Source organism: Micromonospora sp. NPDC057141 (assembly GCF_042670805.1).
In the GTDB taxonomy this organism is placed as follows: domain Bacteria; phylum Actinomycetota; class Actinomycetes; order Mycobacteriales; family Micromonosporaceae; genus Micromonospora.
This window is the reverse complement of record NZ_JBHUVA010000001.1, coordinates 251,861-274,359: the sequence shown is the minus strand read 5'-3', so window position 1 is coordinate 274,359 and position 22,499 is coordinate 251,861. Positions and strand designations below refer to the sequence as shown.

At 68.1% G+C, this 22,499-nt stretch carries 14 protein-coding genes; 6 read left to right on the top strand and 8 right to left on the bottom strand.

Features of this window, described 5'->3' with window-relative positions; translation table 11 throughout:
* Positions 1-113 precede the first annotated feature (113 nt).
* Positions 114-1,694 (top strand): histidine ammonia-lyase, encoded by a 1,581-nt coding sequence (gene hutH / locus ACFT41_RS01165; protein ID WP_377587624.1) that lies wholly within the window; start codon positions 114-116, stop codon positions 1,692-1,694.
* A gap of 178 nt (positions 1,695-1,872) precedes the next feature.
* On the opposite strand, the gene ACFT41_RS01160 is transcribed toward hutH, so the two are convergent.
* Together ACFT41_RS01160 and ACFT41_RS01155 are read right to left on the bottom strand one after the other, a co-directional pair.
* The gene (locus ACFT41_RS01160) at positions 1,873-2,388 is read right to left on the bottom strand and encodes an SUKH-3 domain-containing protein (RefSeq protein ID WP_377587625.1); all 516 of its coding nucleotides are present in this window, start codon (positions 2,386-2,388) and stop codon (positions 1,873-1,875) included.
* Positions 2,378-12,847: a LamG-like jellyroll fold domain-containing protein gene (locus ACFT41_RS01155; RefSeq protein WP_377613709.1), complete on the bottom strand. Its 10,470-nt coding sequence runs from the start codon at positions 12,845-12,847 to the stop codon at positions 2,378-2,380. Before ACFT41_RS01155 ends, ACFT41_RS01160 begins: the two co-directional genes overlap by 11 nt.
* A 673-nt stretch (positions 12,848-13,520) precedes the next feature.
* Between ACFT41_RS01155 and ACFT41_RS01150 the strand changes: the two genes are divergently transcribed.
* Together ACFT41_RS01150 and ACFT41_RS01145 are read left to right on the top strand one after the other, a co-directional pair.
* Positions 13,521-14,003 carry a hypothetical protein gene (locus ACFT41_RS01150; RefSeq protein ID WP_377584904.1) on the top strand — a complete coding sequence of 161 codons (483 nt, stop codon included), beginning with the start codon at positions 13,521-13,523 and terminating at the stop codon, positions 14,001-14,003.
* A gap of 153 nt (positions 14,004-14,156) precedes the next feature.
* The gene (locus ACFT41_RS01145; protein ID WP_377584901.1) at positions 14,157-14,492 is read left to right on the top strand and encodes a hypothetical protein; all 336 of its coding nucleotides are present in this window, start codon (positions 14,157-14,159) and stop codon (positions 14,490-14,492) included.
* A 670-nt stretch (positions 14,493-15,162) separates the two neighbouring features.
* Here the strand turns inward: ACFT41_RS01145 and ACFT41_RS01140 are convergent.
* Entirely contained in the window at positions 15,163-16,407 is a 1,245-nt protein-coding gene (locus ACFT41_RS01140; RefSeq protein WP_377584899.1) for a hypothetical protein, read from the bottom strand.
* On the opposite strand from ACFT41_RS01140, the gene ACFT41_RS01135 reads away from it, so the two are divergent.
* From ACFT41_RS01135 to ACFT41_RS01125, 3 genes are all read left to right on the top strand, one after another.
* Positions 16,397-17,059 (top strand): hypothetical protein, encoded by a 663-nt coding sequence (locus tag ACFT41_RS01135; protein WP_377584896.1) that lies wholly within the window; start codon positions 16,397-16,399, stop codon positions 17,057-17,059. The two genes, ACFT41_RS01140 and ACFT41_RS01135, sit on opposite strands and share 11 nt — an antisense overlap.
* A gap of 428 nt (positions 17,060-17,487) precedes the next feature.
* Positions 17,488-17,748 (top strand): hypothetical protein, encoded by a 261-nt coding sequence (locus ACFT41_RS01130; RefSeq protein WP_377584895.1) that lies wholly within the window; start codon positions 17,488-17,490, stop codon positions 17,746-17,748.
* A gap of 18 nt (positions 17,749-17,766) precedes the next feature.
* Complete coding sequence (locus ACFT41_RS01125; protein ID WP_377584893.1) at positions 17,767-18,222, top strand: SitI3 family protein; 456 nt, start codon at positions 17,767-17,769, stop codon at positions 18,220-18,222.
* Positions 18,223-18,366: 144 nt separating this feature from the next.
* Here the strand turns inward: ACFT41_RS01125 and speD are convergent, their stop codons facing one another.
* The 5 genes from speD to ACFT41_RS01100 are packed head-to-tail and all read right to left on the bottom strand — an operon-like array spanning position 18,367 to position 22,376.
* On the bottom strand, positions 18,367-18,720 hold the full coding sequence (gene speD / locus ACFT41_RS01120; protein WP_377584890.1) for an adenosylmethionine decarboxylase: 354 nt from the start codon (positions 18,718-18,720) through the stop codon (positions 18,367-18,369).
* Between the two features lie 11 nt (positions 18,721-18,731).
* Entirely contained in the window at positions 18,732-19,856 is a 1,125-nt protein-coding gene (locus ACFT41_RS01115) for a hypothetical protein (RefSeq protein WP_377584887.1), read from the bottom strand.
* Positions 19,853-20,530 carry a class I SAM-dependent methyltransferase gene (locus ACFT41_RS01110; protein WP_377584885.1) on the bottom strand — a complete coding sequence of 226 codons (678 nt, stop codon included), beginning with the start codon at positions 20,528-20,530 and terminating at the stop codon, positions 19,853-19,855. The genes ACFT41_RS01115 and ACFT41_RS01110 overlap by 4 nt, the downstream gene beginning before the upstream one ends.
* Positions 20,527-21,273, bottom strand: coding sequence for a class I SAM-dependent methyltransferase (locus tag ACFT41_RS01105; protein WP_377584882.1), 747 nt, complete (start codon positions 21,271-21,273; stop codon positions 20,527-20,529). Before ACFT41_RS01105 ends, ACFT41_RS01110 begins: the two co-directional genes overlap by 4 nt.
* Positions 21,270-22,376 carry an NAD(P)-dependent oxidoreductase gene (locus tag ACFT41_RS01100; RefSeq protein ID WP_377584880.1) on the bottom strand — a complete coding sequence of 369 codons (1,107 nt, stop codon included), beginning with the start codon at positions 22,374-22,376 and terminating at the stop codon, positions 21,270-21,272. The genes ACFT41_RS01105 and ACFT41_RS01100 overlap by 4 nt, the downstream gene beginning before the upstream one ends.
* Positions 22,377-22,499: the final 123 nt, after the last annotated feature.

Genomic DNA, 22,499 nt, shown 5'->3' with positions numbered 1-22,499 from the left:
CTCCCTCTGACGATCGGCGCGGTGCATGCCGGGCGTCATGACCGGCACTCTCTTTGGAAACCCCCGAACGGGCCTCGACATCAATTCGGCGCGGCATACCCGAAAGGCTGACAATGATTACCATCACCGGGCACAATCTCACCATCAACGACGTGGCACGGGTGGCGATCGACCGGGAGACGGTCGAACTCGACGAGCAGGCGATCCAGAGGGCACGCGAGGCGCATGAGCGGATCACCGAGTGGGGGATGAACCAGCGCCCGATGTACGGCGTGAACACCGGCTTCGGCGAGATGGCGCACGTGACGGTGCCCGCCCGCTACATGAGTGAGCTGCAGGTCAATCTGCTCCGCGGGTGCGCGGCCGGCTGCAGCGAGGTGTTCGACGAGCCCGAGGCCCGCGCGATCCTGCTCGCCCGGCTCAACTGCCTCGCCCGGGGCTACTCTGGCGTCTCGACGGAGACCCTGTCGCTGATGGCGGATCTGCTCAACCGCGGCATCACCCCGGTGATCCCCAAACAGGGCTCCCTCGGCGCCAGCGGCGACCTCTCCCCCTTGAGTCACATGGGACTCCCGCTGATCGGCGAGGGCGAGGTCTTCTTCGGCGGCGACCGCGTGCCCAGCATGGACGCGTTGCAGGCCAACGGTCTCAAGCCGGTGGTGCTGGGGTACAAGGAAGGTCTCGCGCTCAACAACGGGACCTCGGCCATGACCGGGGTCGCGGCGATCGCGCTCTTGGAGGCCCATGACCTACTCGAGAACGCGGTGCTCCTCGCCAGCGTCGCGATCCAGTGCCTGCGCGGCTCCGCGGCGGCCTACGACGCGCTCGGGCACGAACTGAAGGGCCATCCCGGTCAGATCCAGATCGCTGAGCGGCTACGGTCACTGCTGACCGGCAGCAGGCTCACCCGCAGGCACGCGGAGCTGATGACGGCCATCGAGCAGCAGACCGGTGACGACGACGCGGTCACCGACACCGGGATCTACATCCAGAACGCCTACTCGCTGCGCTGCGTGCCGCAGATCCTCGGCCCGGTCGTGGAGACGATCGCGTTCTGCCGCGGCATCGTCGAACGCGAGCTCAACTCGTGCAACGACAACCCGCTGGTGTTCGCGAGCGCGGACACCTCGTTCCACGGCGGCAACTTCCACGGCCAGTACGTGGCGATGGCGTGTGACTACCTCGCCATCGCGCTGACGGAGATCGGCGTGCTGGCCGAGCGCCAGCTCAACCGCCTCGTCGACCCGGCGACCAGTGGCGAGCTGCCGGACTTCCTCGCGCTGACCGACAGCGGCCTGTCGTTCGGCCTGATGGGCGCCCAGTTCCTCGCCACCAGCGTCGCCTCGGAGAACCTCGACCTCGCGGCGCCCTCGTCGGTGAAGACCATCCCGTCGAACGGCCAGAACCAGGACGTGGTCAGCATGGGCCTCAACGCCGCGCGCCGGTGCCTGCACCTGTCCGCCAACGTCTCGACGATCCTCGGGGTACTGAGCGCGGCGTGTTACCAGTCGGCGCACATCCTCGGCGCGGAGCAGCTCAGCGAGCCGGGCCGGCAGTGGTTCGCGCACACCTCGCAGACCGTCCGCCCGCACGACGAGACGATCCCGGTGAGCGCGATGCTGTCCGGCGCGCGCAGCAGCCTCCTCAGCCAGGAGGGCGCCGAGCTGGCGCACAAGTACGTCAACCTCGCGTGACGGGGAACCGTGCCGGGACGCCGCCTCCAAGCAGCGCGGGTGCCGAGTAGGTGTGCGGAGCCAGGTCACGTCCAGGAACGTGGTGTAGCAACGGTCCGGTCTTGGTCTCGGGTTCGGGCGGAATCGACACTACAGTACCAATGGTGGGCCGGCTGCCCGCCTAAATGACTCAATGCCTTTATCTCAGGGCAGGCCATCTGGGCTGGCCTGCCCTGGATCCGATGCAGGTGAGTTCGGCCGACGCCCGCACGGCCATATCGAGCCCTCGCTCCAGACTGTCACCCAGCAACCAAATCAGGCCGGACGAAAAGGCGACCATCCTCGCGGAGGCTGTTATGTATACGTACGAATAACTCAGCCACCACGCCACCGGAAACACATCCTCGTTAACGACCGACTCTACTTCCGCCGCCTCAGACCGATGCCTCCGCCCCACTCCGCCCGGATCTATTATCAGCGACTCCGTGTTGGCGAAATTTGGTCCTTCGCTGTTGAGCGGCGGTATGCGCAGACCTGAAAACGCTTCCAGGAAAGAGACCGCGAACGGATTACTCCGATAACCTTGTTCGACCAGCTCAGCGACAATCTCACCCACGTCGACCTTCCGTCCCCAAAACCATCCGGACGCCTCGAGTGCACCGACAAGTGGGGGTGGAAGCGCGGCGAAATCTAATACCCCGTCGTCAATTGACATTTACGAAAAGCCCTCCCAAAGTGCGGGCACAAGCTCCACAGGGGCGGGCGAGGTCACCATGTGCCCCCTTTGCGGTGTCGCTGACGTGCACCACTGTCATGTGGCCGCCACGAATAGCCGTTGGCCCCTCTGCTGCATATGCCTTCGCCAAGCACTGCATTTCAGCGCAGCCGAGGTGCGGGTGATTAAACTCGGAGAGTTCATCTCTCATGGCATCCGGAATATTGGTTTGCGACTTGTTGTGCGCCCGGTATGTAGCCCCACTCGGCGACCTGTACTCAGCGGCGAAGTCCGCTCCCCTGATCTCTCCCTCATCCGCCGTCTTCATAAGAGCGTCTGATGGGGTGCAGTTGTGTACGAGAACCGGCGTGTTGCCGGCCACCACATAGTACGTGTGGTGGGTGGCGACGGTGAGGTCGCGCATGACCTCGGAGCCGGTGAAGTTGTCGACCGCGACGACCGTGACCTCGCGCCCGGGTCCGCCGCCACCGCTACCGGCGCCGGTGCCGTCGCCCTCCAGCCGCTTCTCGTCGTGGACCAGCAGCCGATGCCCGACCTGGAGCTTCCCGGCATCCACCCACTGCCGGTCGGTGGCGTCCCAGAACGGATGATGCGCCGTGGTCTCCAGCATTACCGCCCGGTCCGCACCGCCCTCCCGCACGGTGAGGTTCGTCAGCTCCCGGTCGACGTTGACGTGCAACTGGGTCACCGGCTCGGTGCTGGTCTCCCCCGTCTCCGGATCGGTCGCCACCACCTCGTCACCGGGCTGGACGTCCCCGATCGGGCGGGCTGTACCGTCGGCCAGCAGCACCAGCGTCGCCGGGTCGAAACTGTGCCGGGGCTTACCCGTGGAGCAGGAACCAGCCGACACCTCCTCCGCCCGAGGCGGCCGACTCGACGGCGCCGACCCACCATCACCACCCGCAGGACCGGACCGGACCACCGACGCCCCACCACCCCGGCCACCACCGGCCGACACCTGCCGAGACGACACCGCCGCCGGGCTCGGGCCACCACGGACCGCCCGGTTGGCCCCACCAAGCAGCCGACTACCGCCACCGAACCGGCTCAGGCCACCCGACAGCGCCCCGTCCAGGCCGCCCTCCACCATGTTTCCGGCCAGGCCACTCCACGAGAACTCCTCATCCCCACGACTGACATCGACCATGTAGCCGGCCCCGGCCGACATCGCACCCGCGACAGCACCGGCGAGGATCAGACATCCCACACCGGTGGCGCAGAGTGCCCCGACCGCCACCGCCGCCGCTAGCCCGACCGCCGCGGTGGCCACGAACTTCCAGGGGTCCTTCTTGATCGTCTCCACCGTTGACTTGACGGTGGTCGCGACTTTCTTGACGGCCTTCTTGGCTGTCTCCTTGACGCACTTTCCGACGCCACCGGAGACGCATTTCTTCGCCGAGTTGTAGGCGTCCTTGACCTTGTTGACCTTCTTCTTCGCCCACCGGACAGTGGAGTCCTTGACCACATTGGCGGCCTTCTTGGCCTTGGTCACGACCTTCTTCGCCTTGGCCTTGACGTCACTCCAGGCCCGACCCGACGCCACGTAGTTGAACGCCGACGACGCCTTGCTGGCCACCGCGCGGTACGTCGCGACCGGGTTCGTGACGGCCCTGACGGTCTTCTTGAGGAAGCTCTTCAGACCCCAGTGACCGGTCGGGTCGAGGGTCGTCATGGGGTTCGCGTCGCCGTACTGGAAACGGTTCGCCGCCACCGAGTCCGGCACCGGGTTGTTCGACGCGGTGTCGCGGGTGTCGAACTGCCCGGTGTCCGGATTGTACCAGCGGGCGTGCATGTTCACCCGACCGGTCTGGGTGTCGGTCCACTCCGACTGGTAGCCGAGGCTGCCGACCAGACCAGAGGTGGCCAGGACCGTGCCGAGGGGGTCGTAGCTGGTCGAGCCGGTCAACGCGGTACCGGTGGCGGTGAACTGGCCGACCACGTCCCGGTGCAGATCGGTCCAGGCGTACACCGAACCGGCGCCGGCACCGCTGCCCTGCCCGAGCAGCTCGCCATCCGGGCTGCGGGTGTAGGTGGCTGTGCCGTCCTGGGCCAGGGTGTTGCCCAGTCCGGTGTAGCGGAACTGCGGCTGGACGGCCCGGCCGAGCGCGTCGTAGGAGTAGGTGCTGGTGCCGCCGGCCGCCTGCTGCGAGACGACCTGGCCGAACGCGTCCGCCGCCGTCTCGTGGGTGACGCTGCCGGATGTTGTCTGACGCAGCGTGCCGCGTGGGGTGTAGACGTACGAGCTGACCCCGGTCTGGGCGGTGAGCCGGTTACGGGCGTCGTAGGTGAACGTCTTCGCTCCGGCCTGGGTTCGGTTGCCCGATCCGTCGTACGCGTATGCGGTCACCGCGCTGCCGCGGGTCCAGGAGGTCAGCCGGTTGGCGAGGTCGTAGCCGAAACTGTTCGATGATGCTCCGGCGAACCCAATGGTCGCCTTAGAGTTCAAGTTGCCGTTCGGGTCGTAGCCGTAGGTGATCGACCCGAGGGTCGTCGCGCCGTTCGACGTACGCAGGGTGTCCGTGCTCAGGCGCTGCAGCCAGTCGTAGGTGAGGGTCCGGACGTTGTTGTTCGTGCCGTAGGTGATGGTCGACGGCAGCGACATGGTGTTGTAGCCGATGGTGAGGTTGATTCCCGTGGTCGGGTTGGCTGCGGTCCGCAGCCGGCCGGCGACGTCGTAGGTGTAGCCGGTCGTACCGGCCGCGTCGGCGCGTGACGCCATCCGGCCGTCCCGGGTGTAGCCGAACGACGTGGCGTTGCCGGGGCTGTTGATCGTCAGCGGCAGACCCCGGTCGTCGTAGCTGACCGAGTTGGTGCCGTTCGGGGCGGAGAAGGAGGTCAGCCGGCCGGCGTCGTCGTAGCCGAACGAGCGGGCGGTGGTCGTGGCTTCCGCGCCGGCTCCGGTCTGGCCGGTCAGCCGGTTGAGGTCGTCGTACTCGTTGTCGATCCGCACGCCGCCGGGTGCGAGCTGGGCGACCGCCCGCGCGGCCTGGTCGTAGGTCACCGTGTAGGTGCGGTCGGCCAGGTCGGGATGGGCGGTCGTCGCTGGCTCGATCTGCGACTCCGGCAGACCCCAACTGTTGTACGTGGTCCAGAACGCGTTGTTGCGTCCGTCGGTGAACCGGGTTCGGTTGCCGGCCGCGTCGTAGCCGAACGAGGTGGTGATCGCCGTGGTGGCGGTGATCGGCTGGACCTCGCTGGTCAGGTTGTTCAGTGCGTCGTAGCCGAAGGTGGTCGTGGTCTGGCGGGCGTCGGTGGAGGCGGCCAGGTTGCCGTTGTCGTCGTACGCGGCTTTCTCGGTGGTCATCACCACGTTGCTGGGGTTGCGGTTCTCGACCTGGACGGTCCGGCCTGCGCCGTCGTAGGTGAACAGCCGTCGGGTGGCGTCGGCGTTGAGGATGCGCGACACCCGGCCGAGGCCGTCGTAGTCGATCGAGGTGGGGTTGTTCGCGCCGTCGCGGATCGTGACCTGCTCGCCCAGCGCGTTGTTGGTGTAGGAGGTGGTCACGCCGTCCGGCGAGGTGATCTTCTGGAGCCATGGTCCGGCCGCCGCCGTGTCGCCGTAGGCCCCGGTGCCGTAGTCGTAGCTGGTCGTGTTGACCAACGGGGTCGGCTGCCGGACCACCTGGCTGACGGTGACCTGCCGGCCGAGGTAGTCGTAGGTCGCGGTCGACTTGGCGCCGGTCGGGTCGACGGTTTCCAGCAGGTCACCGACCGGGCTGTAGGTGGCGGTGGAGATCTTGCCGGTGGGGTCGGTCACCTTGACCGGGTTGCCGAACGAGTCGTACTCGTAGGTCGTCGTCTTGCCGCGCTGGTCGGTGCTGGCGACGACCTGGCCGAGCTTGTCGTAGGTGGTGACGGTGTGCGCGCCCACGATCGGGGTGCCACCCGGCGGGGTGTAGTCGGGCTGGATCGTCTTCCACGGTCGGCCCAGCGCGTCGACCCGGACCTGGGTGAGGTTGCCGAGCGGGTCCTGGGACTCGACCTCCTCGCCGAAGGTGTTGTAGCCGAGCTTGGAGATCGGCCGGATCGGCAGCGGGGTGCCGCCGAAGACCTCGGTGCTGACGGCCGGGTCGAGTTGCTGGACGAGTTGACCGGCCTCGTCGTACTCGAAGTCGGTGCGGTTGCCCTTCGGGTCCACCACTGCGGTGGTCAGACCCCGGTCGTCGACGGTGTAGTTGGTGGTCAACTGGTTGGTGCTCAGCGTGGTGTTGCTGGTCCGGCCGTTGCCGCTGCCGTACAGGGTGGCCACTTCGGTGGTCGAGATGGCCCGCTGGTAGACCTGAACGTTGTCGATGCTGCCGGCGAAGGTGGCACCGCCGCCGTTGCCGTAGTGCACGCCGCCGATGCTCAGCGAGGTGACCGAATTGAACGGGGTGGCGTTGGTGGCGGAGACACCAGCGACGCTGTTGGCGTAGATCGACATTGCCTTGGTGCTGGCGTCGAAGACCCCGACCAGGTGGACCCAGGTGTTGGCGGCGGGGGTGAGGTTCGCCGTCGCCGTCGCGGACGACGCCGGTGAGGCCGAGTCCGACGACGGCGAGACGAAGGCCCACTTGTTCGCCGTCCGGTGGTACTGGAGGAAGAAGGCTCCGTGGTTGTTGCCGCCCTGGCCGACGGCGGTGTGCGAGGTGGTCAGGTTGCTCACCCGTACCCACGCGGAGACCGAGTACGACTGGGTGGTGTTGAGCACCGGGCCACCGGTGTCGAGGCTACCGGTGGTGAAGGTGCCGAACCCTCCACCGAGGGACGCGCCGAGGTAGCCGGAGGCGTCCTGTTGGGACGGCGACGAGTCGTGGGCGGTGAAGATTTCTCCCGCTTGGCTGGTCTCGTCCAGTTTCCACCAGCCGGCGGGCCGGGACGCCGCGTTGGTGCTGACGCTCTCCGAGGTCACCCGACCCATCGGGTCGTAGGTGTTCTCGACCGTATGCAGCACGGTCTCGTTGTCACCGGACGTGTTCCGGGTCGCCACCACCCGGTCGTCGGCGTCGTAGGTGTATCGGGTGGTGCGGGGGATGTCGTTCACGACCACCCGCGAGGCCTGCAGGCGACCGGCCCCGTCGTGCGTGTACTGGGTGTTCGTCGCGCCGTTGTTCTCGGTACGGGAGGACAGGTTGCCGGCTCGGTCGTAGAGGTTCTCCTCGACGACGTGGGTCTTCACACCGTCGGTGCGGGTCACCTTCCGCAGGGTGCCGTCAGCGTTGTAGACGTAGTTGGTGGTCCAGTTCATCGCGTCGGTCTCGGACGCGAGGCTCCCGTCGGTGTAGTAGGTGTTGAAGGTCAGCCTGGTCCGGGTGCCGTCGGCACCGGTCAGGTGGCTGGTCAACAGATGACCCTCGGCGTCGTACAGATCTTCGATCATGCGTAGCACGTCGCCGGTCGGGCAGGGCTGGCCCGGGAGCGGGTCGCTGTCGCAGGAGACGGCCTTCGTCTGGTTGCCGTACACGTCGTACTCGAAGACGGTGATCGCGTCTCCCGGGTCGACGCTCTTGATCATCCGGCCGTACTGGTCGTAGGAACTGCTGGCCACCCGGGGGCTGTCCCCGCCGGTGGTGTCGACGACGGTCCGCTCGGTCACCAGGCCGTCGGCGTCGAAGACATCGGTCGTCCGGGCGGTGTGCACCGCCCCGGTGACCCGGTTCGTCACCGGCGGCTCGACCGTCTCGGTCACCTCGCCGTCCGCGTCGTACGCGTAGCTGGTGACCTGTCCGGCCGGATAGGCGGTCGAGATCACCTTCTTGGTGGTCACCCGGCCCAGCCCGTCGTAGGTGAACTCGGTGACCAGTCCGGCCGGGTCGGTGACCCGGACCGCGTCGCCGGCCGCGTTGTATTCGGTGCGCTGCTGGGAACCGCGCGGCGAGGTGGTGGTCAGCGGCAGACCTGGCGGGGTGACTCCCCCGCCGACGGCCGCTGTGGTGGCGGTCGTGTAGGTCATCGCCGTGGTCCGACCGTTGGGATGGTCGGGCACCGGCGGTGAGATCATGCTGGTCCGGTTGCCAGCCGTGTCGTAGGTGAAGCGGGTCCGGTACCGGGGATCGGTCTCGGTGGTTCCCCGGGCGTCGACCATCTCGATCAACTGGTCGTTGCGGGCGTCCGGCGTGAGGTTGACGGTGGTGGCGTCCGGCCAGTACCGGTAGTACGACGTCTGGCACTCGTCGCCCACCTCGGTGTTGTGGTGTCGGCAGGTGGTCGACCGGATCGTGTTGCCGCGCACGTCCTTGCCCGACTCGGTCTTGCGGCCCAGCGGGTCGTACTCCACCGAGACGAAGCCACCGACGTCGAAGCCGTACGTGGTGGTGTTGCCCAGCGCGTCGGTCTGTGCGATCAGGCGGTTGCCGTTGACCAGGTCGAACATCTGCTTGATCGGTTTGCCGGTCGGGTCGGTCACGGTGGCGGTCGTGACCGGGGTGAGCACCGGGCCGGTGACCCCGGCCGGCGGCGGTAGAGCGCTGCGGGAGGCCTTGTAGTGGGCGTCGACCGCCGCCTCCGACAGCGCTTCTTCGTAGTAGGCGAACTCGGCGATGTTGCCGGTGAAGTAGCTGACGTCGCGGGACGAGCCGGGCCAGTTGCGGGTGGTGCCGGCACCGATGTAGCCCAGTTCCGAGAACGTGGGCACCAGAGAGCCGACCTTGGTGCCGACCAGCTTGTTGTCCAGGTAGAGCCGCTGCCGGTCCTGGTAGCCGGCGGAGAGCACGACGTGGTGCCAGTTGCCGTCGTTCACCTTGGTCGTCGAGGTGATGGGGCTGGCCGTTCCCGTGTACATGGCGCCGCGCAGGTAGCCGTCGGCACCGACGTAAAGCGCCGGTACGTAGGCTCCGGTGGTCGGGGTACCGCCGTTGACCGCCGAGTCCTGGTAGCTGTAGAGCACCCCGCTCTGTGCGTGGTTGGCCGGCACCTTGAACCACATCTCGATGGTGTGTGGCCCCTCGAACGGCACCACGCCCCAGCCCTGCATCCGGACGAACGACGATGTGCCGTTCAAGCCGGCCCCGAAGGTGTCCGCGAACGGGCTGGTGGTGTTCGGCTGCACGGTGTTGAAGGTGACGTTGTTGTAGTAGGCGCGGTTGCCTACCACCTTGTTGACCGCCTCCGCCGGGCCGTCGATGTCGCCGAGCCGGTAATAGTCGCGCGGCCGCGAGCCGAGCACCGCGGAGACGTACACCTGGCTGGATCCGGAGGTGGTGGGGGCGGCGATCTGCCAGACGCCGCCGTTCTCGTCGGTGACCCTGCTGACCCGGCCGCTGACGGTGTCGTACTCGACCTGTGCACGGACCCGGCCGGCGTTGCTGCCGACCTCCGAGATCACCGGCGTCCCGACCTGACCGGACTGGTGGAGGGAGGTGACGGTGGAGCCGGTCAGCGCGTGGTTGTAGAACGCGACGTCGGCGATCGAGCCGTTGAAGAAGGTGGCGGTCGGGGTGGTGTGCGGCTGCGCCGGCCACGCACCGCCGAGGAAGCCTGCGCCGATGTAGCTGTTCGTGGCGCCGAGGCTGGCCAGGGTGATCGCCCCGTTGAGCACGCCGACCTCGACGCCGTCGAGGTAGAGCCGCTGGCTGCCGCCGTTGCCGGCCAGCGCGACGTGGTGCCACTGGCCGTCGGTGACCGGAGCGGGTGAGGCGAGCGTCGAGGCCGCGTTGCCGGTCCAGAACTGGCCGCGCAGCCGCCCGTCGGAGCCGACGTAGAGCGCCGGAGCATATCCGCCGGTGGTGGTGACACCGGGATCGACCGCGTCCTTCTGGTAACTGAACAGCACGCCGGTGGGGGTGCTGGTCCGGAACCACATGCTGATCGACTGGTACGAGGCGTCGGCGACGGCCTTCGCCGGCAGTTTCACCCGCGAGCTGGTGCCGTTGAACGTGGCGGAGGTGGAGGTGGATCCGGGGTGGGCCGCGGGCCCGCCGAGGGCGACGTTCTGCAGGACACCGGCGTCGCCGCCGTCGTTGGACAGCACACCGCTCTGCGCGACCGCCGCGCCGGAGGGCTCGTTCAGTCGCCAGAACGAGTACGGTGAGGAGTTCAGTACGGTGCTGGCGTGCTGCGCCGTCGCGGTGTACTCGTAGCTGGCGCACTCGGTGCTGGTACCCGGTGGGCAGACCCCCTCGAGCAGGTCCGTGTCGTACTCGTACGACCAGGTCAGCGCGGTGGTCGGGGTGCCGGGGGTGATCGGGTCGGTGGTGACCGTCGCGACGTGCGGGTGGGCGGCGCCCGCCGGGGTGGACCAACCGATCGTCAGGGTACGGTTCGACGCCACCGACCGGAGTTCGTCCACCCGCCCGTTGGTGTCGTAGCGCAGGGTCAGTGCCCGACCGGACGCGTCGGTGATCTTCGTCAGGCGGAAGACACCGCCGCCGGCCGACTGAGTGAACTCGTACCCGGTGGCGTCCTTGTCGGTCAGCGAGTAGCCGCCGGTGATCGCCTTGAAGACGGAGAACCGGCCAGACGGCGGCACCCAGGTGCCGTCGTTGTTGCGACCGAACGATACCTCCTGCCCGTCGGGATAGCGGATCGTCGCGGTCTGCAGCACCCCGGCGGCGTCCCGGTCCTCCCGGGCCCGCATGTCCAACAGCGACGACCAGCCACGGCCGAACGCGCTGTCGGCGCGGGTGTCCAGGCTGTTGTAGTCCCGCGTGATCGACAGTGCGGGACCGACCGTGGCGACCTCGGCGTCGCTGTCCGAGGTGGTGTAGTTGCCGACGCTGGCTTCGTAGCCCTTGCCGCCGTTCTGGGCCAGCGAGGAGGTCACCGCCGGCTGCGGCACCTGCGTCGAGAAGGCGTAGGTGACCGGGGTGGGTGGCCCGGTGGAGGAGTAATCGTTGACCTGGACCGCGTACAGGTAGGTCTTTCCCCAGGCGAGTACGCCCGGCGGGACCTTCCAGACGCCGCCGGGCACCCAACCGGAGGTGGTGATCTGTGCGCCCTGGTCGTTGTAGATCAGGAAGTTGAAGCGCAGCCCCTTGGCCGGCCAGTTGTCCGGGTCGTTGCCCTGCGCGGCCAGTTCCGGGGTGAGCGTGCTGACCGGGTAGTTGTTGGCCGGGTAGCGGGTCGTCACCTGCGGCGCGACGTTGTCGCTGTAGGTGATGTCGATGAACGGGTCGCACTGGATCGCGCCGTAGGTGCTGTGGGTGCAGGTCAGATTCGGGTTCGCCGAGGTGAACCGTTTCCAGGCGGCGCTGTCGGTCTCCGACGCGGTGAGCGCCAGGCCGTAGTTGCCGGCACCGGTCACCCACTCGTTCACCTGTGCCGCGTTCAGCGCCACCGACACCCAGGTCCCGACGTTACGGGTCCCGGAAGTGTTGTTGCACGCGGCGGTGCTCGACGGCGAGGCGTTACCGATCGAGGCCGAGTACGACGGGAAGGTGCCATACTTGACGGTGGCAGCGTTCCAGTTCGCGGTGACCCGGTGCACATCGAAGCGGCGGACCACGCAGCCACTGCCGACGCCCTGATAGCTCATGAACAGGTTGAGGTCGGCAGCGCTGAGCCGCTTGCCCGCGAAGGTGGTGCCGAAGGTCGGGAACGGCATCAGCGACTTGGCCTTGCCACCCCCGCCGTCGAAGGTACCGACCGCGAAGTTGTTCTCGGCGGACCGGTCCGGCTCGGTCGCGCCGGACTGCACATAGGTGTCGCCGGTGGTGGTCGCGATGGTGGCGGTCGGGTCCAGGACCACCGGGAACCGGCGGGCCGGATCGCGCAGCCACGCCCCGTCGATCGACATCTTCAGTGTCGGCGTCCCCTCGACGTCAACGATCTCGTAGCGCATGGCGTGCGACATGGCGCCCGCGCCGGTGGCATCCACCGCCGCGTCCTCCAGATAGCCGACCGGCATCAACACGGCGACCTTGCCGTCGTCGCTCACGAACTCGACCGCCCCACCGACACCGACCCGCGCGGTCAGACCGGTCAGCCGCAGCGGGTACAGATACTCCGTCGGCGCCTGTGCCGACCGCAGCAGCAGCAGTTCCTTGACGCCCTCGGCCATCGCGCCCAGCTCGAGGTCGACGTCCGGAAAGACGTTGGTGTACCGGGCGATCTCACGGTCCACGACCGGCGTGCCGATGGTCGCACCGGAGAGCGTGAACGCCAGTTCCCGACCATCGCCGAGGGAGAGCCGTACGAGGTCGTCGTCACCCTCCTCGATGGAAGCGGAACTTTCGCCGTCTGCCTGGGCCGACCTGCCCGCCAGGGGTGCCTGGGTGCCGGCGAAGCTCAGGCCGAAGGAGTTCCCGGTGGCCTGGGGGCGACCGTCGTCGCCGGTACGCAGGGTGCTGTCGATCGGCTTGAACGTGCCGTCGGCAGCCCGGTAGTTGATCGGGTCGCGGTGCACCCGCCGGGTGAAGGAGCCGTCCGGGTTGCGGTAGACGTCCGACTTCTCGCTTGCCGCCGATGCGATCCGTTCGCTGGCCTCGGGGTCGAAGCCGGTGTCGGCCTCGCCGGTGTTCACCGTTCCCGCCCCTGGCCGGTGCGGCTCGTAGCGCTTCAGTTCGCCCTTCGCCGGTCTGGCCTTGCCACCGGCCGGTGCCTGGGAGGCGGTGACGTAGTGGCCCTGCCGCGGGGCGCGGCCCCGCTCCTGATCCGGGGTCGCCGGGGCATTGAAAGCCCAGGACGGCCGGGTGGAGAGCCAGCTCCATAGTCGCGACAGCGACGGCGATGGTTGGTCCGCCGGTACCGCACCGGGTGGTACGCCGATCCCGAGAGCCAGCGCGAGGATCAAGGCCGTGGCGAGCCGACGGGTTGACCGCGTGGCGGCGCGCTGTGCGGAGGCTCGTCCGGCCGGTGGTCTGGATCCTGCCTGCCGTTTGTGGGCACGCCGCAACCAACCGCGCATGGCAGTCCTCCCCCGTAGCCCGCGCTGCAAAGTGAGGGAAGCTTGCATTGCGCGATCCGCACTGACAAGGCCCTTCACGGCGCGCCTGCGGGACAGGACCCGTGAGCACGTCCGATTACGAACAGTGATCCCACTGGCTGGATTCGGTCATGGGATCGCTCCGCCGAGCCTCCCCCTTCCGCGCCGACAGGTGGCTATGCTCTGGCGACTCGCCACAACAAGCCGTGGGCGAACGGGGAACACGGCGTACCGGGGGGTTGTAATGGGTGGATGGCTGCGGCGGCAACCCATGCTCGTCGCTGTCGGGTTCGGGACCGTCGTGGCCGTCACGGCCATCGTGACGATCTGGGTCCTGTGGCCGCCGTCGGACACTGAACCGGTCCGGGAGCGGCGCTACCGCGACACCACCGCATGCTTGCTCACTGACGACAAAGGGCTGGCCGGCGAGTCAGCCGCCGCTGTCTGGGCAGGGATGCGAGAGGCGTCGACCGACACCCAGATCAAGATCCAGCACCTGGCGGTGTCCGGGCCGCAGAACCCGGCGAACGCCCTCACCTACTACAACAGCCTGGCCAGCCAGAACTGCACGATATTTATCGCCGTAGGCAAGGTCGCGGTTACCGCCATGACCAGCGGACTGTCGAAGTTTCCGCAAGCGCGCCACCTCGCGGTCGGGCACGATCCAGGCGACCCGACCGTGACCCTGGTCGAGGCCGCCTCGACCGAGGAGACGCGAGCCGCAGTACGGGGCCTCGTGAGCCGGGCGGCCTGACCCGACGCTCAACCAGGACGAGTCCATGCGTCGGACAACCAGAACGACCATGTCGAGGATCCCCTGACGCGATGGCTGAGCAGCCAACCGCAGGCCAGGCCGGAGCCATCTACCCAAGGGTGGCCTAGTCTACGGTTCGCGTTCTACGGCCGGATGTCTACCATCGAGCACCAGGACCGCGTGGCCTCCCGGCACTGGCAGCGGGACTGCGCCACCGAGCTCGTCGCCGATCACGAAATGATCGTCGCCGAGTACTTCGACGTCGGCTGCTCCCGCCAACCCACCAACCGTCGGCGCAAGGTTCTCTACCTCAGGGAAGACCACATCATCGCCAGGCTCGCCGGCCACCCTCGTCTGTCCAGCGACGCCCAGAGCCCACACGATCTGGCAGCTCTCCTACACAGAACCAAGATCACCATCGTCTGCGACCAGGAGCACTGCGAACCGATCACAGGCAGCATCTACGCAGCTCAGCAGGCCGAAACATGATCAATATGCGGTAATGATGTGTCCGATGATCGACACGAACCGATGCCCAACATGCCATGTTGCTGTCTACCACTATGGCACTTCAATAGCACGCGTGTAAGTCGTACAGGGAGAGTCCACCCGGGCTGCCCATAGCCACCACGCTCAAGCTGCCCGCTCAGCCGGTAGCAGGGCCCTCGTCAGATGCCTCGTGGTGGCCCAAGAGCTCGGAGTGCCCTCACGAGGTCGGGCGGCACGGTGAAGTGAGTTGCTTGGACCCCGTGGTCGTAGCCTGTCTGTAACGGATACTCCAGTTCATCGGGAAGGCGGCCTTGCTCGATGAGGGCGGCTGTGATGCGGTTTGTGGGACGTGTCAGAGGGCGTTTGAATAGGCTTTGCAATTATAAAAGCGCTTTGCGTCGTGCGGCTTATGCGGCTTTTATGAGTACACAAGTCGATTTACGTCTCGCGTAACATAGTCACGGACCGCCCTCTTGGAGTGGAAATAGTCCCGCGATTCCGTCTGGCTTATAAAGGTCCGCTCTTCTCTCGCCGCGCATGGCGAGGCTGGGGCGCGTGCGGCTGAAATCAGGGCATTCCGACCCATGGGGCGCAGGCCGACGAAGGCACGCCGACGATCGAGCGGCAAAGCATATCAAATCGGAAACATGAATGCCTATCAAACGCCCTCTCAGAGTCGGTCGTATTGCTCGCGGACCAGGGACTCGACGACTGCGATGGCGTCCGGCGGTCCGCCGTCTGCGCTGATGAGCACGACGATGTCATCCCGGTACGCGACGGCGTCGACCTCGGCCCGGCCCTGACCTTCTCCGGTGAAGGCGGTCGCCCTCGGCACGTCGGGGACATTTACCTCGCTGCCGGGGCCACGCACGCGCCGTTCGAACTCAGTGTAGGACTGCTGGAACTGGTCGGCCTGCTCCCGCGAGTCGAATTGGAGCAGGGTAACCGTCACCGAGGCAGTGTCCGGTCGGGTCCATGCCGTGCCGGCGGCGTGTCGCACGTCGAGCAGTTGCGCGGCGAGTATCAGGGCATCCGGGTGCCCGAGCGGCAGGATCTGGGGAACGTTGACCTGGTCGTTGACGGCGGCCGGTTGAGCGGGAGTCGAAACGGCCGGGCGCGCCACCACCAGCGCGGCGAGTTCGCCGCGCCGGGCGGCGGGCGGATGAGCCACTTGCCAGACCACCGTCCCGACCAGGACCGCCCCGGCGACGCAAGCTGCCACGACGCCGGTCACCAGCCAGGGCCGACGCCACCAGGGGACCGCTGCGGGGCGGGGGAGGGCCGCCCAGCCAGGGGGCGGCACAAAGATCGGGGTCGGGTCGACGGAAGCCGTCGAATCGGCAGCCACGGTCTCGGCGGCAGGTGTCGGTCGCACCGGAGTGGGCTCGGGCGGTGTGGAGGGTTTCGGTGACGCCACCAGGGTCGAGACGGCACTGGCCACCAGCAGCATGCCGACCAGCGCGAGCCACGTGCCGGCGAGGAAGTCGGTACTGGGTCCGTCTGCCTCCCGGAAGCCGCTGGCTCGGATGGCGGCGCCGCCGGGTAGGAAGGTCAGCAAAGTCAGCGCCAGGCTCAGCACCCCGGTGCCAACCCGTACGCCACGGCGCCATTCCGGCCTTACCCAAGCCACGACGAGCAAGGAAAGCAGCAGGGCCCATCCGACGTACAGTGATGTTCGGGCACCCGGCAGGTCGGTCAATGCGAACGTCCGCACCTCGGCGGACGGAGCCAGGCCCAACAGGCGGTCGGCGATGCTCTGTCCGGGTCGTACCGCCACCCACGGCATGGAGTGCACATCGGCGAGCATGATCAGCCCGACGGTCGCAGTCGCTGCGGCCTGTGCGCGGCGCCGGCCAAGCCCGGCCGGGGCGGATTGACCCGACGTCAACTGCTCCGGGCCAGAGGTGATTTTCACGGCGCACATCATCGCAGCGCCGCGGAGTGCCGTCCATCCCTGCAGTACCTCCGCAAGCTGCGGCGGCTTCGCGAGCGGCGCAACGGTCCGGTTCACCGTCGGCTGGACCATCACCGAGGTCGACGAGACCGCGATCGCCGCGCTGCCCGTCGACGCCTGGACCGACTCGCTGCGCCAGGACGGCGAAGCGACCGCGACCGCCGGGGTCGCCGAAATCACCGGCCTCGACACCCGCGCCGAGAAGTGGCTCCCCGGGCTACGGCTGACCATGCGCCGCACGAAGCCCGCCGCCCGACACCGCAAGAACCTGACCGACCTGGAACGCTCCACCGGGTGGCGGTACGCCATCGTCGCCACCAACATCACTCGCATGTGGGGCATTCCGGGCTCGCATCATCCGCAATGGCTCGACGTTCTCCACAGAAGCCACGCCACGGTGGATGACAGAGTGCGCACCAACAAGGCCATGGAGCCTGCGCAACCTGCCGTCGAAATCCTAGACCGTCAATCAAGGGTGGGTCCTCGCCGCGAACATCGCCGCCGACCTGAACGCCTGGACCCGACTCCTCAGCCTGCACGACCAACCCGACCTCGCACCCGGCGTGTTCACCCTCACCCCGAAACGGACGTAGTACTGCGAACCGCCCTCTGAAGCACCTTCATCGCCGACCGATCAGCGATCCGGCCGTGCGCATTCAGTGTGACCAGCCCATAGACAGCCAGACGACTGCGAGTGGCGGCGAGGGTTGGAAGGGGTAAAGGCGGTCGCCTCATCGCTGCGGCAGGAGAGCCAGGAGCACCCCGTGCGCTGGTCTGCTGACCGGGCAGAGCCACAGCGGGGATGACAGCCGAGCTGGCGTGTGTTGTTGCAGCTCTCGCTCCGGAGGGCTTGCCACGAGGGGCAGCACTCGTGCCTGTGTCGTAGGAGCTTCGGCGGTGATCAAGCATACTTGACCACCGCTACGTCATATTGTGCACAAATGAAAGGTACTGGTGTCCGAGGGGGGATTCGGCCACTCGCTCGTAGCACCCAAATACAAGAATGGGTGCTCATGCGATTATCCTAGCAGGTCACAATGGGTGAACCTACAGGAATCATCTGCCCACCATCTAATCGCCATTGATGTCACTCCCGACGTGACTGAGAAGCGCCGAAACGAATGGACGTCCGTCGCGGTCGGCGTCCTCCGTGGTGTCGAGTCGGTTCGGGGTATCTCCGGGCGGGAAGGTGACCTCAGCGCGCTGCGGCGGCAGTTCGACGACTGGCCCATCGACGGGCTCAAGAAACTGGCCGTGGTGCGACCCGACGGTACGATCCAACAGATCATCCGGCAACTCTGAGCAGAGGCGGGGGCGGACATGGGCGTCGAGTTCCGGCTGATCCTCGCCGGCAATCCCGCCGTCGACGAGATCGCCGCCCTCACCGCCGCCCACCCCGACGAGACACCGCGACCGACGGCGAACCGGCGGCTGTTCACCGCCCGCCTCTACGACCAACGCGGCTACGCCATCACCGTCCGCGCCGGCACCCACGGCTACTACGAAGCCGAGACCGGCGACGACACCCGCTGGGAATGGGAACCCGACACGTACGTCAACATCACCTTCTCCCCCCACGCCGACGACCTCGCCGACAAAGCCATCCCCAACATGATCACCACCGTGTCCAGGGTCCTGACCGGACGAGAGGGGGACGCCGCCCTCATCCAGGACGGCAACCACCTCCTCCTGACCCGCACCAACGGCACCATCCGCCTGCACCACCGCACCGACTGGTGGGACCACTACCACCTCACCCACCTCATCACCGTCTGAACCCGCCCCGCTGAGGTTTCCGGGACGTGGTCGCGTACGGGCGGTGTACATGGCGCCGATCGCGCCGATGGCGATCTTCGTCGGTTCGACAAGGAGCGGTCCGGTGATCGCTTCTTTCAGGCCGCCCTACGTGCTGGGCCAGGCTTATGCCACCGCCGGGATGGGCAGCGACAACCGGGAGACCCGCCTGGCCGATGCGACGGTTCCGTCGAGCAGGTCGAGGATCGGCTGGACTGCGCCGTCCGGGTCGCTGTCCGCCCGGCAGGTGAAGACGTCGATGTGCGCCAGTTCGTACTCGGGCCAGGTGGTGACGACGATGTGGGATTCGGCGAGTACGAGCACGCAGGTGACGCCGTGTGGCTGGAAGGTTTCGACCAGCTCTGACCGGGGCGTGTTGCCCAGCAGCCGGCACGTCTCGCGCATGGCGGTCATGATCTGCTCTGGGCTGGCTTGGAAGATTCGGGCGCAGTGGGTCACGTCGTAGACGGCGTGGATCACGGGTCCTCGATTCAGGCGGCGCGGGGCGCGGGGCGGACGGCCAGGTGGTCGGCCAGTAGGGCGGCGAAGTAGTCGACGGTGTAGGAGCGGTGCAGGCGGCGCGGCTCGACCGCCCACCGGGTCACCTCGGTCCACAGCGTGTCGAGGATGTGTTCGCCGTGGTCGGCGAGCAGGACCTCGAGGTTCAGGAACAGTTCCGGCAGGTCGGCGTAGGTGCCCTTGGCGACGTAGAGGCTCTTCGAGAGCTTTCCGCCGGTGCGGTCGACCACGAGGGGCGTGAACACCGAGATGGGCCAGTCCCGGGTAGGGATGCCGAGGGTGGCCAGGCCCGGTGCGAGGACCTGGCTGTGCCAGGCTCCGCCCCAGTCGGCCCCGTCGGCCGATACCGAGCAGGCGTCGTAGATGTCTCTCTCCACGGCGAGGAGGTAGCCCTTCTGGATGGAGCGGACGGGGGTGTTGGCGTCGTACCAGCCGCCGTCGTCGATCGGGACGTGCTCGGTGTACGGGCCGTGGTCGGGGCAGACGCTGTCGAGCTGGACGGCGTCGGACAGTGCGGTGATGCGCAGCCGCCTGCCGGCTTTCTCCATCAGCTGGCAGGCGGGGCAGCGGGGGCGGACCTTGACGATGCCGTCGGTGGGTGCGCAGATCGGGGCGAAGTCGTCGAGGTTCTGCGCGATGCGGTGCAGGCATTCCCGGACCGGACGCAGGTTCTGGTAGACGCGGTAGGGACGGACCTCGTAGGGGACGCCGGAGCGGTCACGGGCCCAGTTCAACAGCCGCCGGAATCCGTCGGTGCGGGTGGCCCCGTCGAGGCGGCCGGCGTCGATGAGGTCGCCGACGGTCCGTGTGTAGTGCTCGCCGTTGCGTCGTACGTGCTCGGCGGGCGCGTTCTCCAGGGCGTTGAAGACGACGGTCGGGGGCAGCCCGAGGGCGTCGGCGGCGTGGGCGGCGAAGGCGAACACGGTCAGGATGGTGACGGTGGTGCCGAAGTGGGGTACGCCGTTGAGCTGGGCGGCGGTCGTGACGCGTAGCGCGGACCGGCCGGCGGCGGCGGCGCGCAGCAGGTCGGCGTTGCGGCTGGTGAGGTGGGCGATGCCGACCGGCGCGAAGATGAGGTTGTCGCTGGCGGTGGTCACTGTTTCCTCCCGAGGTAGAGCCAGAGGCTGGGGAACTGCGGGTCGGAGCTGGCCACCCGGCGTAGCAGGTGCGGGCGGATGCCGGCGTCAGCGAACGCGTGGCGGTAGAGCCTGTCGGTCAGCGCGACCCGACCGTGTTGGCGGGACGGTTCGGGGATCCAGTTCGCGCCGGCGCACCAGCCGCCCGGGGCGAGTGGGGCGTGGGCACGGCGCCAGGCGTCGAGGAAGTGCGGCGGGTCCGTGGTGAGGCCGAGGAGCCCGAACTGGGTGATCAGGTCGGTGCTTGCCGGTGCCAGTGGGAGTGCCGGCGCGGCGAGACAGTCCGCGACGATCGTCCCGGCGAGCGCCCGGCACCGTTGCGCGAAGTCGGCTCCGGTGCGGTTGCAGAGGGCCAGTGCTGTCCCGTACGCCGGCCGTGGTTGCCGTCGTGCGGCGAACCGGGACAGGATGGCCAGCCTTTCGGGGTCGATGTCGACGGCGATGAGATGGTGCGCGGTGAGGGGGATCGACCACAGCAGCGACTCCGATCCGGATCCGAGGTCGCACCAGGTGTGCACGGCGGGAAGGGTGGCCAGCGCCTGCAGGATGTCCTCGGTGCCCATTCCGAACTGGAAGGCGTCGTTGTAGTACGTCTGCCAGTAGGGATCTGCGTCGTGGACCGTCTTCCCGGTCACGCTGACGCCCTGGTGAGGAGGGCTTCGCTGAGCTGGCTTAGGCCGGGTCGCCAGGCGGCGACGGTCAGGCCCACGGTGGCGGCCGCGTCGGTGACATCGGCCCGGTCGAGCATCCGCATGACCACGGTGTGCCGGTAGACGACTTCCCCGTCGCTGTCGCGGGTGAGCGCGAAGTCGATGCTGAGGTGGTTGCCGTGGTGTCTCTGCCGACGGCGTCGCACCAGCGCGCCGCCGTCCGGGTCGGGTATCCGACGGTCAATGAACCAGGAGCCTGAGGGCAGCGGTTCGTAGAAGCCGCACCGCTCGGTGGGCTCGCCGAGGAGGGCCTGGACCAGGATCCTGCCGCCGGGTGCCAGCAGGCCGGCGACGGCGCGGAGGATGTCGGGTAGCGGCAGGTCGTGGGCCAGCTGGTTGAGTGCTCCGTTGGGGATCACCGCCAGGTCGACCAGGGGGTGACCGGTGGGGAGATCTTCGACCCGCGCCCGGAGCAGGGTGACGTGCGGGATGCCGGCCACGTTGCGCTCGGCGGCGGCGAGCATCTGCGCGCTGGCGTCGACGAGCAGCGTCGCGCACCCGGCCTCGGCGTAGCGACGCACGAAGTGGCCGGTGCCGCTGGGGATCTCCGCCACCGTCGTCCCGGGCCGGAGGAGTTGGTCGAGCATGCGGGGAGCGGTCAGCCCGGCTGCCACCTCCGCCGCGTACAACCGGGCGCGGGTGGCGTATCCCGTTTCCGCGCTACTCATGACGCCATCCCGTAGAAGCGGGCGTGCTGGCGGATCACGGGGTGCACGAGCGCGTTGCAGGCGACGATCCGCGCGGTCTGCACGGCCGTGTCGTCCCGCCCGAGCAGTGCGGTCTCGGCGAGGCGCACCAGGTACGGGGCGGCGTTCGCGGCGTAGGCGTGGCTCGCCGTGACCGGCACCAGGGCGGGCCAGATGTCGACCTTGACGTGCAGTACGCCGCGCACGATGCGCGGCGGGTCGCCCGGTTTCTGCAGGGGCCCGGCGGTGGGGAGATAGCCGGGCCCGTATCCGCAGGTGGCGTCGACGATCACCGCGCCCGGCCGCATGTCGGCGAGGTCGGTTTCGTGGATCATGGGCGGGGTGTCGTAGGTGGAGATCAGGATGGCTCCCACGATGAGGTCCGCGTGGCTCAGGCACTCCTGCAGCACGGGGGGTTCGTTGGCGAGCACGGTGACGCCGGCGGGCGCGTCGGTCCGGTAGGCGTCGCGGGTTCGGGGACCGCTGGTGAGGACGGTGACCCGCGCGCCGAGCTGTGCTGCGGTGAGCGCTGCGGCGCGGCCGACGTTGCCGCTGCCGATGACCACGACGTCTACCGGTTCGGTGCCGGGGATATGGCCGCCGAGCAGGACGCCGCGCCCTGAGGGATGCTGCAGCGCCTGTGCGCCGGCGAGGATCGCCTGGATGCCGGCGATCTGTCCTCCGGGTCGGCCCAGGGGGAACCGGCCGTCCTCGGAGAGGAGCTCGTAGCTCCAGGCGGTCGCACCGCTGTTGACGAGCGCAGTGAGCAGCTCGGGGTTGCCTTCGGCGTGGAAGAGCGCGCCGATGTGCTGGCCGGGGGCGACGCGCTCGAGGTCGGCCGGGTCGGAGGCCTTGTAGCGCAGCACGAGTGGAGACGCCCAGACGTCGGCGGGTGCGGCGAGGGTCGCGCCGGCCTGCCGGTATGCCTCGTCGTCGAGGAAGATGCCCCGGCCGATGCCCGGCTCGGCGAGCACGGTGAAGCCGTGGTCGGTGAGGGCGCGGGCGAGGGCGGGGGTCAGTATGGTGCGGCGGTCCGTGCCGCTCTCTCGGGGGAAGCCGACTGCCTGTCGGGGTTGGGGGTGCACGGTTGACGACCTCCTGGCGGGTGCCGACTTGGTAGCGGCACCATCACCCGGCGTGCGCGGGTGAGGCCAGTTCACGGTTGTCGTCGCGTTGTCGTCGCGTTGTTCACCGGCTGGTGGAGAGTT

Excerpts from the sequence above, each read along its gene's own strand:
- ACFT41_RS01160 (WP_377587625.1), bottom strand. The coding sequence starts at position 2,388 with ATGTCAATTGACGACGGGGTATTAGATTTCGCCGCGCTTCCACCCCCA.
- ACFT41_RS01145 (WP_377584901.1), top strand. The coding sequence starts at position 14,157 with ATGTCTACCATCGAGCACCAGGACCGCGTGGCCTCCCGGCACTGGCAG.
- hutH (WP_377587624.1), top strand. The coding sequence starts at position 114 with ATGATTACCATCACCGGGCACAATCTCACCATCAACGACGTGGCACGG.
- ACFT41_RS01150 (WP_377584904.1), top strand. The coding sequence starts at position 13,521 with ATGCTCGTCGCTGTCGGGTTCGGGACCGTCGTGGCCGTCACGGCCATC.
- ACFT41_RS01105 (WP_377584882.1), bottom strand. The coding sequence starts at position 21,273 with ATGAGTAGCGCGGAAACGGGATACGCCACCCGCGCCCGGTTGTACGCG.
- ACFT41_RS01125 (WP_377584893.1), top strand. The coding sequence starts at position 17,767 with ATGGGCGTCGAGTTCCGGCTGATCCTCGCCGGCAATCCCGCCGTCGAC.